Source organism: Pseudomonas putida, assembly GCF_002741075.1.
GTDB classification, from domain to species: Bacteria; Pseudomonadota; Gammaproteobacteria; order Pseudomonadales; family Pseudomonadaceae; genus Aquipseudomonas; species Aquipseudomonas putida_T.
Genome location: NZ_CP016634.1, coordinates 5,480,064 through 5,495,968 on the forward strand (window position 1 = coordinate 5,480,064; position 15,905 = coordinate 5,495,968).

The 15,905-nt window shown below is 64.0% G+C and carries 11 protein-coding genes; 5 read left to right on the forward strand and 6 right to left on the reverse strand.

All coding sequences use genetic code 11. The features are described 5' to 3' along the window. Positions 1-74 precede the first annotated feature (74 nt). A complete protein-coding gene (gene ompR, locus IEC33019_RS25740; protein ID WP_070090804.1) occupies positions 75-815 on the reverse strand; it encodes an osmolarity response regulator transcription factor OmpR in 741 nt (246 codons plus the stop codon). 231 nt (positions 816-1,046) lie between these two features. Here ompR and IEC33019_RS25745 point away from each other — a divergent pair, with 231 nt between their 5' ends. The 5 genes from IEC33019_RS25745 to IEC33019_RS25765 all read left to right on the forward strand — a co-directional run bounded on the left by IEC33019_RS25745 (position 1,047) and on the right by IEC33019_RS25765 (position 11,779). Next, on the forward strand, positions 1,047-3,368 hold the full coding sequence (locus IEC33019_RS25745) for a Tex family protein (protein WP_070090805.1): 2,322 nt from the start codon (positions 1,047-1,049) through the stop codon (positions 3,366-3,368). Continuing rightward, positions 3,368-3,751 carry a PaaI family thioesterase gene (locus IEC33019_RS25750; protein ID WP_070090806.1) on the forward strand — a complete coding sequence of 128 codons (384 nt, stop codon included), beginning with the start codon at positions 3,368-3,370 and terminating at the stop codon, positions 3,749-3,751. Before IEC33019_RS25745 ends, IEC33019_RS25750 begins: the two co-directional genes overlap by 1 nt. 270 nt (positions 3,752-4,021) lie before the next feature. Then, positions 4,022-5,599, forward strand: a complete 1,578-nt coding sequence (gene gshA, locus IEC33019_RS25755) for a glutamate--cysteine ligase (RefSeq protein WP_170831705.1) — start codon at positions 4,022-4,024, stop codon at positions 5,597-5,599. Then, positions 5,599-6,225, forward strand: a complete 627-nt coding sequence (locus IEC33019_RS25760; RefSeq protein ID WP_070090808.1) for a TetR/AcrR family transcriptional regulator — start codon at positions 5,599-5,601, stop codon at positions 6,223-6,225. The genes gshA and IEC33019_RS25760 overlap by 1 nt, the downstream gene beginning before the upstream one ends. A gap of 82 nt (positions 6,226-6,307) precedes the next feature. Continuing rightward, positions 6,308-11,779, forward strand: a complete 5,472-nt coding sequence (locus IEC33019_RS25765) for a hypothetical protein (RefSeq protein WP_099594077.1) — start codon at positions 6,308-6,310, stop codon at positions 11,777-11,779. A gap of 43 nt (positions 11,780-11,822) precedes the next feature. Here the strand turns inward: IEC33019_RS25765 and IEC33019_RS25770 are convergent, their stop codons facing one another. The 5 genes from IEC33019_RS25770 to IEC33019_RS25790 are packed head-to-tail and all read right to left on the reverse strand — an operon-like array spanning position 11,823 to position 15,859. Next, positions 11,823-12,038 carry a TOBE domain-containing protein gene (locus tag IEC33019_RS25770; RefSeq protein ID WP_003255829.1) on the reverse strand — a complete coding sequence of 72 codons (216 nt, stop codon included), beginning with the start codon at positions 12,036-12,038 and terminating at the stop codon, positions 11,823-11,825. A gap of 32 nt (positions 12,039-12,070) precedes the next feature. Then, positions 12,071-12,883, reverse strand: a complete 813-nt coding sequence (gene ssuB, locus IEC33019_RS25775) for an aliphatic sulfonates ABC transporter ATP-binding protein (RefSeq protein ID WP_070090810.1) — start codon at positions 12,881-12,883, stop codon at positions 12,071-12,073. Continuing rightward, complete coding sequence (ssuC, locus tag IEC33019_RS25780; protein WP_070090811.1) at positions 12,880-13,674, reverse strand: aliphatic sulfonate ABC transporter permease SsuC; 795 nt, start codon at positions 13,672-13,674, stop codon at positions 12,880-12,882. Before ssuC ends, ssuB begins: the two co-directional genes overlap by 4 nt. Before the next feature lie 10 nt (positions 13,675-13,684). Next, positions 13,685-14,833 (reverse strand): FMNH2-dependent alkanesulfonate monooxygenase, encoded by a 1,149-nt coding sequence (gene ssuD / locus IEC33019_RS25785; protein WP_070090812.1) that lies wholly within the window; start codon positions 14,831-14,833, stop codon positions 13,685-13,687. Between the two features lie 60 nt (positions 14,834-14,893). Beyond that, entirely contained in the window at positions 14,894-15,859 is a 966-nt protein-coding gene (locus tag IEC33019_RS25790) for a sulfonate ABC transporter substrate-binding protein (protein WP_070090813.1), read from the reverse strand. Positions 15,860-15,905: the final 46 nt, after the last annotated feature.

The window sequence follows — 15,905 nt, forward strand, 5'->3', positions numbered from 1 at the left end:
GCCTGATCCAGACGCAAACAGGGCGACCCCATCGGGTCGCCCTGGTGCGTGATGGCAAGCCTGCAGGCTCATGTTCATTTACTGGCGTTTCCGTCCGGCACGAAGACGTAGCCGACACCCCATACGGTCTGGATATAGCGCGGCTTGGAAGGGTCCGGCTCGATCATACGACGCAGGCGCGAAATCTGGACGTCGATGGAGCGCTCCAGGGCATCCCACTCACGGCCACGGGCCAGGTTCATCAGTTTGTCGCGGGTCAGTGGCTCGCGGGCATGCATCACCAAGGCCTTGAGCACGGCGAACTCACCGGTGGTCAGCATGTGCACTTCATCGCCACGCTTGAGCTCGCGCGTGGCCAGCGACAGTTCGTAGTCGCCGAAGGTGACGGTCTCGTCCTCGCTGCCAGGAGCGCCGGGTACGCTCGGGGTCTGGCGACGCAGCACGGCCTTGACCCGCGCCATCAGCTCGTCCGGGTTGAACGGTTTGCCCAGGTAGTCGTCGGCGCCCAGTTCCAGGCCCTTGATACGGCTGAGCTCGTCACCCTTGGCCGTCAGCATGATGATCGGGATCTGGTTGTTGGCCTTGCGCAGGCGGTTGCAGGCGGAGAGGCCATCCTCACCGGGCAGCATCAGGTCGAGCACCACGAGGTTGAAGACCTCACGGGCCAGCAGGCGGTCCATCTGTTCGGTATTGGGCACCGCGCGGGCGCGATAGCCCTTGCTGGTGAAGAAACGCTCCAGCAGGCTGCTCAGCCCCGGATCGTCATCGACGATGAGAATCTTCTCGCCTTCAGCGGTATTTGCGGTGCTGGTCATGAATAACTCCTTTGATATCGCCGCGCATTATGGCGTAGCCATGACAACGCGTGCCGTGTGCATTGTTAGCAGATTTTTCCCCTGACGCCAGTTCCTGCCGGGACATGGCTGGCCCGGCGCCATCACCCCAAGCCCGGCACGATGGGTATAATGCGCCGCTTTCACCCAGCGCCGCCGGGCCTGAATGCCCCCTCGCGGCCTCCAGCATTCACTATTTGTCAGGTGGTTCTCATGGACAGCATCAACAGCCGTATCGCCGAGGAACTGGGCGTTCGCCCGCAGCAGGTCGAGGCGGCCGTGGCCCTGTTGGACGAAGGCTCGACGGTGCCCTTCATCGCCCGTTACCGAAAGGAAGTGACCGGTAGCCTGGATGACACCCAACTGCGCCACCTGGAGGAGCGCCTGCGCTACCTGCGAGAGCTCGACGAGCGGCGCGCCAGCATCCTGGCCAGCATCGAGGAACAGGGCAAACTGACCCCAGAGCTGGCCCGCGAGATCAAGCTGGCCGACACCAAGACCCGCCTGGAAGACCTCTACCTGCCCTACAAGCAAAAGCGCCGAACCAAGGGGCAGATCGCCCTGGAAGCCGGTCTGGGCGAACTGGCCGACGGCCTGCTCAATGACCCGCAACTGACCCCGGAAACCGAAGCGGCGCGCTTCATCGATGCCGACAAAGGCGTGGCCGACGTCAAGGCAGCCCTGGAAGGCGCCAAGTACATCCTCATGGAGCGCTTCGCCGAAGACGCCGCCCTGCTCGACAAGCTGCGGGGGTTCCTCAAGCAGGAATCGGTGCTCAGCGCCCGCGTGGTGGCCGGCAAGGAAGAGGAAGGCGCCAAGTTCCGCGACTACTTCGCCCATGACGAACTGCTGCGCAGCGTGCCGTCGCACCGCGCCCTGGCGATCTTCCGGGGCCGCAACGAAGGTGTGCTGAGCGCATCGCTTAAGGTCGGCGAGGAGCTGCCAGGCACCCTGCACCCGTGCGAGCTTATGATCGGCAGCCATTTCGGCCTGGAAAACCGCAATCGCCCAGCCGACAAATGGCTGGCTGAAGTGGTGCGCTGGACCTGGAAGGTCAAGCTCTACACCCACCTTGAAACCGACCTGTTCGGCGAGCTGCGCGATAACGCCGAGAGCGAGGCGATCAACGTCTTCGCCCATAACCTGCACGACCTGCTGCTCGCCGCGCCCGCTGGCCCTCGCGCCACCCTGGGCTTCGATCCGGGCCTGCGTACCGGCTGCAAGGTCGCGGTGGTCGATGCCACCGGCAAGTTGCTGGACCACACCACGGTGTACCCGCATGCACCGAAGAACGACTGGGACCGCACCATTTCCATTCTCGCCGCCCTGTGCGCCAAACACTCGGTGGAGCTGATCGCCATCGGCAACGGCACCGCCAGCCGCGAGAGCGACAAGCTGATCATCGAACTGGTGAAGAAATACCCAGCCTTGAAGATCACCAAGATCATGGTTTCCGAAGCCGGCGCATCGGTATATTCAGCCTCGGAACTGGCTGCCCGCGAATTCCCGGACCTGGACGTCTCGATCCGCGGCGCGGTCTCCATCGCCCGTCGCCTGCAGGATCCGCTGGCCGAACTGGTGAAGATCGACCCCAAATCCATCGGTGTCGGCCAGTACCAGCATGACGTGTCGCAGGTGAAGCTGGCGCGTGGCCTGGACGCGGTGGTCGAGGACTGCGTGAACGCCGTGGGCGTCGACGTCAACACCGCTTCCGTGGCGCTGCTGACCCGCATTTCCGGCCTGAACGCCACCCTGGCCCAGAACATCGTCGCCCACCGCGACGCCAACGGCCCGTTCGCCACCCGTGCGGCGCTGAAAAAGGTCAGCCGGCTGGGCGAAAAGACCTTCGAGCAGGCCGCAGGCTTCCTGCGCGTGATGAACGGTGACAACCCGCTGGACGCCTCGGCGGTGCACCCTGAGGCCTACCCGCTGGTACAACGCATCGCCGCCGACACCGACCGCGACATCCGTTCGCTGATTGGCGACAGCGGCTTCCTCAAGCGCCTGGACCCGAAGAAATTCACCGATGAGACATTCGGCCTGCCGACCGTCACCGACATCCTCCAGGAGCTGGACAAGCCAGGTCGCGACCCGCGTCCTGAGTTCAAGACCGCCACCTTCCAGGAAGGTGTCGAAGACCTCAAGGACCTGGAGCCGGGCATGATCCTCGAAGGCGTGGTGACCAACGTCACCAACTTCGGCGCTTTCGTCGACATCGGCGTGCATCAGGATGGCCTGGTCCACATCTCGGCGCTGTCGGAGAAATTCGTCAAAGACCCACGTGAGGCAGTCAAGGCCGGCGACGTGGTCAAGGTCAAGGTCATGGAAGTGGACATCCCGCGCAAGCGGGTCGGCCTGTCCATGCGCATGAGCGACACACCGGGCGAGAAGGTCGAAGGCAACCGGGGTGGTAACCGCGGCAATGGCGGCAACCGCCAGCAGCAGGCGCCGCGCCCGCGTGAAACCGCAGCCGCACCGGCCAACAATGCCATGGCCGCGCTGTTCGCCAACGCCAAGCAGTTGAAGAAGAAGTGATGGACATCCCGGCCGAATACGTCGAAAGCGCCTTCAGCCAGCTCCTGGGCTGCCGCCTGCAACGCCTGGAAACAGGCCTTGCAGAGGTGGCCCTGGCCCTAGAGCCGCACTTGCGCAACCGCGGCCAGAAGCTGCACGGCGGGGCGATCTTCAGCCTGGTGGACATCGCCATGGGCCTGGCCTGCTCGGCCAGCCATGGCTTCGATCAGCAGAGCGTGACGATCGAATGCAAGATCAACTACATGCGCGCAGTCAGTGACGGCGAAGTCGTGTGCACCGCCCGCGTGCTGCACGCTGGGCGCCGCACGTTGGTGGTCGACGCCGACGTATTCCAGGGGGACAAGCTCGTGGCCAAGGCGCAGGGAACCTTCGCCGTTCTCTAGCTCACCAAGGCTTATCTGCGGTATTTTCGGCGTTATCGAATATCGGCGCCGCTACGCGCCCCTTGTAGGTTTGTCAGCCCCATAGGCCGGACATCACGTCCGCCGGGCGCTGGCAAACCTGCGAGAAGCTGCGAAGCGGCCCCAGCCGGCACTGGCACTGCTGAAAACCCAGACAAACCAGGCGACAACGCCAGTTCCTTTTCCAACTACCCTTGTAGACCGTCATCCCTACCCCCATATTGGGGCGACTGACGCGTGAAGGAATACATCTTGAGCGAACTCCTCAACCGCCGCCTGAGCCTGCTCGGCGCCAATCTCCCCCTGCTCAAGCAGTGCCTGCACGGTATTGAGCGCGAATGCCTGCGCGTGACCGACCAAGGTCGCCTGGCCCAGACGCCACACCCCGAGGCCCTGGGTTCAGCGCTGACCAACGAGCAGATCACCACCGACTATTCCGAATCACTGCTGGAGTTCATCACGCCAGCCCTGGCGGATCCGGCCAAGGTGCTCGAGAGCCTTGATGAGATCCACCGCTTCGTCTACACCAAGCTCGGCGACGAATACCTGTGGAGCCCGTCGATGCCGTGCACGCTCCCGGCCGAGCAAGACATTCCGATCGCCGAGTACGGCACCTCCAACATCGGCAAGCTCAAGCACGTCTACCGCAAGGGCCTGGCCCTGCGCTACGGCCGCACCATGCAGTGCATCGCCGGCATTCATTACAACTTCTCCCTGCCCGAGGCGCTGTGGCCGCTGCTGCGCGAGGCCGAAGGCAGCGAGGAAAACGACCGCGACTACCAGTCGGCGGCGTACATCGCCCTGATCCGCAACTTCCGCCGCTACAGCTGGCTGCTGATGTACCTGTTCGGCGCATCGCCCGCCCTGGACAAGGGCTTCCTGCGCGGCCACCCGCATCAGCTCGAAGAGCTGGACGCCGAAACCCTGTACCTGCCCTACGCCACCAGCCTGCGCATGAGCGACCTGGGCTACCAGAGCAATGCCCAGGCCGGCCTGACGCCCTGCTACAACAACCTGGCCAGCTATACCGACAGCCTGCGCAAGGCGGTGGGCACGCCCTACCCGCCCTATGTCGAGATCGGCACGCACAAGGATGGCGAGTGGGTCCAGCTGAACACCAACATCCTGCAGATCGAGAACGAGTACTACTCGAACATTCGCCCCAAGCGCGTTACGTACACCGGCGAACGCCCGATTCAGGCCCTGACATCGCGCGGCGTGCAGTACGTGGAAGTACGCTGCCTGGACATCAACCCGTTCCTGCCGGTGGGCATCGACCTGCCGCAGGCGCGTTTCCTCGATGCCTTCCTGCTGTTCTGCGCCCTGGACGACAGCCCACTGCTGGAAAGCGGCGAGTGCGGGCAGTGCACCAACAACTTCCTCACCGTGGTCAAGGAAGGCCGTCGTCCAGGTCTTGAGCTTCGCCGTAACGGCCAGCCCATCGGGCTGAAAGACTGGGCCAGCGAACTGATCGCCCGCATCGCGCCCCTGGCCGAACTGCTCGACCGCGCCCAAGGTGGCGAAGCGCATGCCAAGGCATTGGCGGCGCAGCAGGCCAAGGTCGATGATGCCTCGCTGACCCCGTCGGCCCAGGTGTTGGCGCGCATGGCCGAGCACGACGAAACCTTTGTCCAGTTCTCGCTGCGCCAGAGCCGCCTCCACGCCGAAACCTTCCGCGAACAGCCACTGAGCGTCGAGCGTCAGCAGGCCTTCGAGACCCTGGCCAGGGACTCGCTGGCCGAGCAGTCGCGCCTGGAGCAGCAGGAGGTCGGTGATTTCGACCTGTTCGTCGGCGCCTACCAGGCCAGCATTCTGGCCATCAGCAACTGATGAGCCGCGCCAGCACCCCGCGTAAGCCGCGCGCCAGCAGCCAGGCGAGGATCGACACGATCCTGGCTGCGGCGCGCGAGCTGCTGGCCGACCAGGGCGTGGCGGGCCTGTCGATCTACAGCGTGGCCGAACGGGCGCAGATCCCACCGTCGTCGGTATACCACTTCTTCGCCAGCGTCCCGGCGCTGCTCGAGGCCTTGACCGCTGACGTGCACCTGGCGTTTCGCGAAGCCCTGTGCGCACCGATCGACAGCAGCGCATTCGCCACCTGGCACGATCTCTCGCGCCTGATCGAGCAGCGCATGCTAGACATCTACAACGAGGACGCGGCAGCGCGCCAATTGATCCTCGCCCAGCATGGCCTGAGCGAAGTGGTCCAGGCCGACCGCCAGCACGACATGGAACTGGGCGAGCTGATGCACAAGCTGTTCGACCAGCACTTCCAACTGCCGGCGATGCCCAGGGACGTGGATGTGTTCGCCCTGGCCATGGAGCTGAGCGACCGGGTCTATGCGCGATCGATGCAGTTGCACGAGCAGATCACCCCACGCATGGCCGAGGAAGGCAAGCGGGTGTTCGAGGCGTACCTGGGGCTGTATTTACCGCCGTTCCTGCCCAAGCGCTGATCGGTGCATATGTAACACCTGTCGATCCCTGCACTCGCTGAAATAGTGGCTCCACCTGCCACGATTTCGGAGAGATGCACGCATGTCCCAAACCACCCCGCCCGACAACTTGTCGTCTGACTCCACCGCTACGCTCACCCCACCGGTACCGGCAATCAGCGCGGGTCGAGGCGAAGCGCTACGCGTCGCCAGGCAACGTCGCCAGGACGCAGCCAAGGCGCTGCATTCCCTGGAGGCGCAAGCCCCTCGGCTCAAGGACACCTTGCAGGACCAACTCAAGCGTCAGTTTCAAGTCGATCCCTACGCCTGCGGCCTGAAACATGACACCGGCCAAGTCACCTTGTTGACCCTCGCCGCCCGCGTACTTGCCAGCCCCACATTCGCCACGCCCTTCGCCAGTTGGCAACCCTGGGGTTTTCCTGAGCACTCTCCTTATGCCACCTGGACAGCCGATGACTGGCAATCCGGGCTTGTGCCCATCTGGGCCGGCACCGGCATTTCCGCCTGGACCGGCTATTGGTCCGGCCGCATGCCAGGCAAGGCTGTCTCCCGCAAAACCCACGCGGCTCAGTTACTGCGCGAGCATTTCGCCGCGAGCCTGGATCTAGCGCTCGGGCTCGATCATATCGAACCTGCGGCCTGGCTCCAGGGCCAGCCAGACCCAACCCCTCAATACGCTCTAATTCGTTGGGTCCAACCCAACGGCAAGGCCGAGACCTGCACCAGCGCCTTGCTCATCAAGCCTCGGTCTGAAAAAGACCACTGGCTGCTATACAGGCCCGATGCGGACACCACGATCCACACATTCGCCGACCAGGCCAAACTGCGCGCGGGACTCCACGCCGATCGCTACATGCTCTGGCCAGACCCCGCCGCCCCCCTGGTCCCAGGCGGCAACGACAGCGCCATCGACTGGGTCGACACCACGGGCGATGGGTTCGGCGCATGGGTCGATGAAGTCCTGGCCCACAAGCAACGCATCACCTCGAACCATCTGACCGAGGCCGCCCAGGAGAGCAAGACCGATCCGCTGGATTGGACGACGCTTGAGGCCTGGGAAGAGAAACGAGCACTCGATCCACGTCCGGCCCTGCCTCGAACACTTGAACAGAAGATCGACTCGCTCATCACCTATGACCTGCAGTTGGTCGCGGATGAGCTGCACTTCGACGCCCTGCCTCACCAACTGCCCCTGGGCTGGCGCAAGCAGCGTGTCGCCCGGCAGGAGCAGTTTCTTGCAGCCTACCTGGGTGACGACACCGCCCCGACCTCGAACAAGATGGCCACGCTCAGAGAACACCAGGCTGAACTTGAGGCCGTTGCGACTCAGCACGAGCAGTTGTTTTCCCAGTTGCCGGCGAACATTGCCTCGACAACGTGGAGCGAGCAGCACGCAGAGGCCAGCCGATTCGATCACCTGAGCCAGCTTCTGGCGCGCGCACTCAAAGGCGAGGCCCGTTTCCAGCACCTGCTGGGCGAGTTGCAAGACGAGCACCTCGCCTGGGTGGAGCAGCTCGTGGAGCGTCCTGAACCCAGCCTTCAGCGCAAGGTGCAACCCTATGCCGTACATATCAAGATAGGTTCGAGCTCATGGCAGTTGACCGGCCTGCTCGCATTGCAGGGCGTGCCAGAGGCCGACACGCTGGAGCCAGATCGTTCGTGGCTGCTGTTCCTGGCCGGGCGTGATGGCGGGCTGATGCACCTTGCCAGCCAGGCGCAATTGGCCGAGCGCGTGCAGGCCACACTATGTGGCGCCTGGCCCGAATCCCTAATGCGGGGTGCCTGGCCGCAAGGTACCGAGGCGTTGCTCGATGCCCTGTACGATCATCCCCAATCTCTGGAGCTCGTCTGCCAGCCGATCACCACCCATGCATTCGACTATTGCATCCAAACCATCCAGGCCAGCCTGCCGCAGGATCCCTCGCTGGAAACGGTCGAGACACGCCTGGGGCTGGGCATCAATCGGGCGCGTAACCAGGCCTTTGCCCGTCAGGCCGAGCGAAACCGGACTGACTTGATAGGCAGCAAGCTGACGTCGCTGCGCGGCCTGGACTCAGCCTCACACGCCAAACTGGCCGCCGAAGTGCAGGCGCTGCGCGGCGCCATGCTGGCATCCAGCCAATTGCTCGAACGTGATCTCCCTGAACGCGGACAGTTCGCCCGTAACGCACTGGAACAGCGACTGCGCACCGACTTCGAAGCCAAGACGGTTCCGGTCATCAAGCTGGATATCGCCGACAGCATCAGCCATCAACGCATCCCTGCGGGAGAGTCCGGCATTGGCCACGCCATCAAGCAAGTCGTCAAGTTCAGCACGTCGCGCAGCACCATCGAGCTGCCGAATTTTCTGCTGTGGGCGCTCGACGATGACCTGAAACTGCGCCTGACCAATGCCAACGTTCTGTTCTCCGACGGCCCGGTCGAGCCGAAAGTTCGCGCGGGCGTCAACCTGACCTACATCGCCAACCTGGTGAAAACGCTTGATCTGCCCGACGCCTACGAGAAGCGCATCACCGACACCTTCAAAGGGTTGTCAGGCGAGACCATGTTCGAAAGCGAGCAGCGCCAGGAAGCCTTGCGCGCGCCCTTCGTGCACCAACTCAGGATCATCGCCCTGAGCCGGCCGGATGCCCTGGACGAAGCGGGTCAGCGCATGCTCGAACTGTTTTGCCAAGAGCAGGAGCATCCCGATCAGCCCCGCACCATCGACTTCCACTCGGTGATCCTGCGTCCTGGCACAGCAGTCGATGGCACCAGCACAGCGGTGACCCTCTCGGGTGTTTTCCTGCTGCAAGCGGCGACGGGCCCGACCTTGCTGCTGCTGCCCGATGCGCCCGACGGCAAGACGATCAGCCAACATGCGACCCCAGCGCTGGCCTGCCATGCGCTCGAGCGCATGGCGCTGGCCGAGAGCATGCGTAACTACCTGGCCAAGCTACCGCTCGATGACGCCCAGACCAAACACCTGGCCTACATCAACACGGCCCTTAGCAACGGCTTTTCAGGGTTCATCGCACCTGGCATCGCGCTGCCCGGCCTGCTCGCCACCTACCAGGCGAATTTGCTCATGGGCCGCCTGATCCATGAGAACCGGGCCACATCCCGTAGCCAAGTCGACCTGTACCTGGAGTCCGAAGCGATCCGCCATGGTCGGGTATACGACTACATCAAGATGGCCTTGGGCTTCGTGCCCCTGGTGGGCTCAGCCATCGCCTTGTATGACGGCTGGCATGCGGCCAACGACAGCGTCGAGGCGTTTCTTCGTGGCGACTCGGCAAACGGTATCGAGCATTTGAACAGTGTATTTCTGTCGCTGTTCGACGCCTTGATGGATCTGACGCCAGGCACGGCACTTTCCGCCAAGACAGGCCAGCCGGCACGCGTGCGAACCCAACAAAGGCAACTGGCAAGTACCACCCTCAGGGCTGCCCACGCCACACGCTCGACGTCCTTCAGCGGCTATGAGACCGACGTGCCGACAGGACGCTGGGCCGCCCACCCGAACGCCAACGGCGTGGGTGTTCACCGCCATGTGAAGTCCAAGACTGACTATATCGTTCGCAACGGTCGCTACTACCAGGTCGAATGGGACGAAACCGACCTCACCTGGCGCCTGACAGCCACGTCCACTCGCACCTACAAGCAGCCGGTACGTCTCGGCGACACAGGCATCTGGGAAACCCACGGCAGCTTGAGCGGTCATCTGGTCGACAGCGGCCTGGCGGGCGGAGGTGCGTACATCAGCGCCCTGTACGATCGCGGCCTGACAACTTTGCGTGGCGTCCTCGGCCTGCGACCAAGACCATTGACACCCATGGATATCCTGATCGAGATCCACGCTACCAGACAGACCCACAGGGCCCAGCTCTTGGCCAAGACCCATGCCCTTAACCACGCGCAGGGCATGGGCCCCCACGGCCCCGTGGGGCAGCCAGCCTCAATCGCGGTGATCAACAACGCCCGAGACGAGCTGGTGGTCCAGTTGCGTAACTACATCCACTTTAATGAACAGGCTCTGGAGCGCCTAAGGTCCGTGCGTGCCGATATAGGCCGAGCCAATGCCGGAAATATCATCCACGAAATCGCGTTCGACATGGGACGACAGCATCCCAAGCTGATCGAACAGCTGCACCTGAGGCTGTCCGCCAGGTTCAGGGAGGTCACGCCCTTCAACGACGTCACCCTTGACGCCCTCACTCCTCCCGCTCAAGTACGTGCCCACGTAATCGGCATGCAGCGCGCGTACAACGAACTGTCCACAACACTGGGTGAGATCGAACGGGAAATGCGGCGCTGCGCAACGCTACGCAACCAATTGCAAGGCGAGAACCTGACGCGTTACGACCTTGACCTTGACAAACTAGGCATCCCGCTGCATCCGAACGGTTATCGGGCGGTACGCCTCTCCGTCCAGGCCGCGACATTGATGACCCCGGATGCAGTCTTCGACATCGTGTTCTTACGTCAATTTAACGACGAACTCACAGCCCTGCGTAGCGCCCTGTACAGCCATGGTGACCTGTGGTTGATCAACCTCAGCCGTCGAGAGGAACACCGCCTCCTGAACCAGTTGAACGAGCGCTATCGACGCTTCGATACACGCATGCGCATCTGGGAAGACAACTACCCGGAGCATGTCCAGGCCGATGCGATCGGCAGGATGCGCACAGAGCTGTCGCTGCTGAACACCGAAACGGAACAGGCGCTCGCCGCGACCGCTCCCCGCCCGTCCCCCAAAACCCACAAAGGCGCTAGCAAGCCGCGCCTGTTCGAAACCGAGGACCAGCAACTGTACATTGGCCACCAGGCCACGGTGGACGGCGAGCGACGGATGCAGATCGCCAACGCTGCCACGAACGAAGCCCATGCGACATTCAGCAGAACGCCACAAGGCACATGGCGGAGCAACCAACCCGCCCGCCCGGACTACAACGCCACGTTGCAGCAGTTGGAAACTGCGGCAAAGGCCCGCTTGGACAAGGTCCCGGAAACAGAAGCCTCCCTGCAGCGCTACAAAACGCTGAACATGCTTCCCCAAGACCTGGAAGACTACGCACAGGGTTGCGCCAATCCCCTGCGTGAACTCGCCACGTCGATCACGAACCAAGCGGGTGGAGACATCACCGATGTCCTGCGCGATGTGGCGAGGCGATTGGAACAGGCAGCCAGTCAGTTGGATGCGCTGGGACGACGCTTGAGGATCGAGCAGACCAAAGCCACGCAAAATCCCAAAGCCGCTCACCTGGAATACCTCAAAACCGAAGGGGAAGTGACCCTCCAGTGGTCGCGAGTGCTTGAGCCGACCAAGAACAGACAGGGCAACCCCATCGAATACCTGGAGGAATACCAAGTCACTGACAGCACCACGGGCAATGCCCTCTGGTATGCGCACTTTCACTTCAAGAAGCGGCCACGCCAGCAGTTCGGCGGGCTGGAGGCCGGCCACCTGAAGCTGGCCCGTGAGCGAAACCAGAAAGCAGGCGCCTGGCGCGGCCCGCTGACCGAAGCCCAGGCCAATACCCTGTTCGGCGGTCTGCGCCCGAACCAGGCCTGAGCCGACTGACGCCCGGACCGGCAATCGGCCCGGGCGTCACGCCTCACAGCTTGGCAATCGACACCTCGGTGGATTTGACGAAGGCGATCACCTCGCTGCCCACCTGCAGTTCCAGCTCCCGCACAGAGCGGGTGGTGATCACCGAGGTGACGATGCCAGAGGCCGTCTGCACGTCGATTTCCGACAGCACCGGACCTTCGAGGATTTCCTTCACAGTGCCTTTGAACTGGTTGCGTACGTTGATGGCTTTGATGGTCATGGTGTGATTCCTTCTCTCAGGGCTTGTGGGGTTCAGTGCGCCCAACGCAGTTGCGTGGGCAAATGGGCTACAGGTTCCGGCTCGGGCGGCGTGCCCGGGACGGCAAGAACACGGTGGAGGACTTCGCTTTCCAGCGCCGCCAGACGGTGCGAGCCCCGTACCCGCGGACGCGGCAGGTCGACGACCAGATCCAGGCCCACGGCGCCGTCTTCGATCAGGATCACCCGGTCGGCCACGGCGACGGCTTCGTTGACGTCATGGGTGACCAGCAACACGGTGAAACCATGCTGGTGCCACAGGCGTTCGATCAGTTGCTGCATCTCGATCCGGGTCAGGGCATCCAGCGCACCCAGCGGCTCGTCCAGCAGCAGCAGGCGCGGCTTGTGGATCAGCGCCCGGGCCAAGGCCACCCGCTGTTTCTGGCCACCCGACAACGCGGCCGGCCAGTCGTTGGCGCGTTCGGCCAGGCCGACCGCCTCCAAGGCTTGCAACGCATCGGCGCGCCAATGGCCGGACAGCCCCAGGCCCACGTTGTCGATCACCTTCTTCCAAGGCAGCAGGCGTGCATCCTGAAACATCAGTCGGGTCTCTTCGCGGGCATGGGCCAACGGCGCGGCACCGGCCAGCAACTGGCCGCCGCTGGGCTGATCGAGACCCGCCAGCAGACGCAGCAAGGTGCTCTTGCCGCAGCCACTGCGCCCCACGATGGCGACGAACTGACCGGCCGGGATGTGCAGGTCGATGCCTCGCAGCACCTCGCGCTGACCGAAGGTCTTGCGCACACCCTGGACCGCCAGGGGGATGCCACGCAGCAGGCGCGGCGGTTGTTCCTTGAGCACGGTCATGCGCCCTCCTTCTTCGCCGGTTGATAGGCCGGGTGCCAACGCAGCCAGACACGCTCCAGGCCACGGGCGGCGAGGTCGGCAAGCTTGCCGAGCACCGCGTACAGGACGATGGCCAGGACCACCACATCGGTTTGCAGGAACTCACGGGCATTCATCGCCAGGTAGCCGATACCGGCATTGGCCGAGATGGTCTCGGCGACGATCAGCGTCAGCCACATGAAGCCCAGGGCGAAGCGCACGCCCACCAGGATCGAGGGCAGGGCACCCGGCAGGATCACCTGGCGGAACAGGCCGAAGCCCGACAGGCCATAGCTGCGTGCCATCTCCACCAGCGCCGGGTCGACGTTGCGGATGCCGTGGTAGGTGTTGAGGTAGAGGGGGAATAGCGTCCCCAGCGCCACCAGGAAGATCTTGGCCGACTCATCGATGCCGAACCACAGGATCACCAGTGGGATCAGTGCCAGGTGCGGCACGTTGCGGATCATCTGCACCGAGCTGTCGAGCAGGCGCTCGCCCCAGTTCGACAGGCCCGTGATGAAGCCCAGCACCAGGCCGATGCTGCCGCCGATCAAAAAGCCCAGGGCCGCGCGCCAACCGCTGATGGCCAGGTGCGTCCAGATCTCGCCGCTGCGCACCAGCTCGACGCCGGCGCTGACCACCGCGCTCGGCGCCGGCAGGATGCGGGTCGACAGCCAGCCGCTGGCGACCGCCAGTTGCCACACCGCCAACAACAGCAGTGGCAGGACCCAGGGTGCCAGGCGCTTCGACCAGGAAGTAGTTGCACGACTCATGACCAAGCCCTCAGCTCTGCGCCACGGACTTGGGCAGGATGTCATTGGCGACCATCTCCCCGAACGGGCTCACGTAACCGCCGCTCCTGGGTTGCTCTGGGCGCTGCACATCCAGGTGCGGGAACAGCAGTTCGGCGACCCGATACGACTCTTCCAGGTGTGGGTAACCAGAGAAGATGAAGGTGTCGATGCCCAGCGCCGCATACTCCTTGACCCGCGCCGCCACGGTCGGGCCATCGCCCACCAGCGCAGTGCCGGCGCCGCCGCGTACCAGACCGACGCCTGCCCACAGGTTGGGGCTGACCTCCAGCCTGTCGCGCTTGCCGCCGTGCAGGGCGGCCATGCGCTGCTGGCCCACCGAGTCGAAGCGCGCCAGAGACGCCTGGGCACGGGCGATGGTGTCATCGTCCAGGTGCGAGATGAGTTTGTCGGCGGCCGCCCACGCCTCTTCGTTGGTCTCACGAACGATCACGTGCAGGCGGATACCAAAGCGCACTTCGCGACCTTGCGCAGCCGCTTTTTCACGCACCTGGGCAATCTTTTCCGCCACCGCAGCCGGCGGCTCGCCCCAGGTCAGATACAGCTCGACCTGCTCGGCAGCCAGGTCCTGGGCAGCGTCGGACGACCCCCCGAAGTACAGCGGCGGACGCGGTTGCTGGATCGGCGGGTAGAGCAGCTTGGCGCCTTTGACCTGGATGTGCTTGCCGTCGTAATCGACCACCTCGCCTTCGAGCACCTTGCGCCAGATGCGGGTGAACTCCACGGACGCTTCGTAGCGCTCCTGGTGGTTCAGGTGCAGGCCATCACCGGCCAGCTCCTCCGGGTCGCCACCGGTCACCAGGTTGAACAGCGCGCGACCGTTGGACAGGCGATCGAGCGTCGCAGCCTGGCGCGCGGCCACCGTCGGGGAAATGATCCCTGGGCGCAGCGCCACGAGGAACTTCAGATGTTGGGTCACCGGAATCAGCGAGGCGGCCACCAGCCAGGAGTCCTCGCAGGAGCGCCCGGTGGGGATCAGCACGCCGCCAAAGCCCAGGCGATCGGCGGCCTGGGCGATCTGCTGCAGGTAGCCATGGTCGACCGCGCGGGCGCCGTCGTTGGTGCCCAGGTACTTGCCGTCACCATGGGTCGGGAGGAACCAGAAAATGTTAAGGCTCATTGGAGTTGTCTCCTCAGGTGTGGCTCAAGCCGGGGCCCAGCCCCGACCGCAGCGAATCGATCAAGGCGCGGTGGCGACCTTGGCGGGGGGTGTCCAGATCACGTCCTTGATGCTCAAGGGCTTGGGAATCAGCTTCAGGGCCTGGAAGGTATCGGCGATCTTCTGCTGTGCGGCGACCACCTCTGGCGTGAGCGGCGTGGCACCGAAGCCCTGGCGCTTGACCGAGGTAAGGGTGATATCGGCAGGCAGCCCCAGCAGCGGGGCGACCTGATCGGTGACCTCCTGTGGGTTGGCCTGAGACCACTGGCCAATGGCACGCACTTCATCGACCAAGGTCTGGATCACCGCCGGATGCGACGTGGCGTACTTGCGGGAGGCCAGGTAAAACTGGTGGTTGTCGACCAGCCCTTTGCCGTCGCGCAGGGTGCGGGCTTGTAGTTGCTGCTCGGCAGCGGCCTGGTACGGATCCCAGATGACCCAGGCATCGACGCTGCCACGCTCGAAGGCCGCGCGGGCGTCGGCGGGTGGCAGGTACACCGGCTGGATGTCGCTGTACTTCAGGCCTGCGTCTTCCAGAGCGCGGACCAGCAGGTAATGGACGTTGGAGCCTTTGTTGAAGGCGACCTTCTTGCCTTTGAGGTCCTTCACCGACTGCACGGGCGAACCCTTGGGCACCAGGATCGCCTCGCTGTGCGGCGCAGGCGGCTCATAGGCCACATAGAGCAGGTCGGCACCGGCAGCCTGGGCGAACACTGGTGGGGTTTCGCCAGTGACGCCGAAATCGATGGAGCCGACGTTCAGCCCTTCGAGCAGTTGAGGACCGCCGGGGAATTCGGTCCATTGCACCTGGATGCCCTGCTCGGCCAGGCGCTTTTCCAGCGAGCCCTTGGCCTTGAGCAGCACCAGGGTGCCGTATTTCTGATAACCAATACGCAGGCTTTCTGCCTGGGCCTGGGTGATGGCGCCGAAGGACACAGCCGCCGCAAACAGGGCGACCAGACCACGACGCAAGAAGACTGTGCGCATGGCGCTCTCCTGTGCGAGTTGGGTTCGGGTTGCACCTGCTTGCCCG

What these genes read in the sequence shown, in the direction of transcription:
- IEC33019_RS25765 (WP_099594077.1), top strand. Translation starts at nt 6,308, where the DNA reads ATGTCCCAAACCACCCCGCCCGACAACTTGTCGTCTGACTCCACCGCT.
- IEC33019_RS25745 (WP_070090805.1), top strand. Translation starts at nt 1,047, where the DNA reads ATGGACAGCATCAACAGCCGTATCGCCGAGGAACTGGGCGTTCGCCCG.
- IEC33019_RS25750 (WP_070090806.1), top strand. Translation starts at nt 3,368, where the DNA reads ATGGACATCCCGGCCGAATACGTCGAAAGCGCCTTCAGCCAGCTCCTG.
- IEC33019_RS25770 (WP_003255829.1), bottom strand. Translation starts at nt 12,038, where the DNA reads ATGACCATCAAAGCCATCAACGTACGCAACCAGTTCAAAGGCACTGTG.
- IEC33019_RS25760 (WP_070090808.1), top strand. Translation starts at nt 5,599, where the DNA reads ATGAGCCGCGCCAGCACCCCGCGTAAGCCGCGCGCCAGCAGCCAGGCG.
- ssuC (WP_070090811.1), bottom strand. Translation starts at nt 13,674, where the DNA reads ATGAGTCGTGCAACTACTTCCTGGTCGAAGCGCCTGGCACCCTGGGTC.
- ssuB (WP_070090810.1), bottom strand. Translation starts at nt 12,883, where the DNA reads ATGACCGTGCTCAAGGAACAACCGCCGCGCCTGCTGCGTGGCATCCCC.
- ssuD (WP_070090812.1), bottom strand. Translation starts at nt 14,833, where the DNA reads ATGAGCCTTAACATTTTCTGGTTCCTCCCGACCCATGGTGACGGCAAG.
- ompR (WP_070090804.1), bottom strand. Translation starts at nt 815, where the DNA reads ATGACCAGCACCGCAAATACCGCTGAAGGCGAGAAGATTCTCATCGTC.
- IEC33019_RS25790 (WP_070090813.1), bottom strand. Translation starts at nt 15,859, where the DNA reads ATGCGCACAGTCTTCTTGCGTCGTGGTCTGGTCGCCCTGTTTGCGGCG.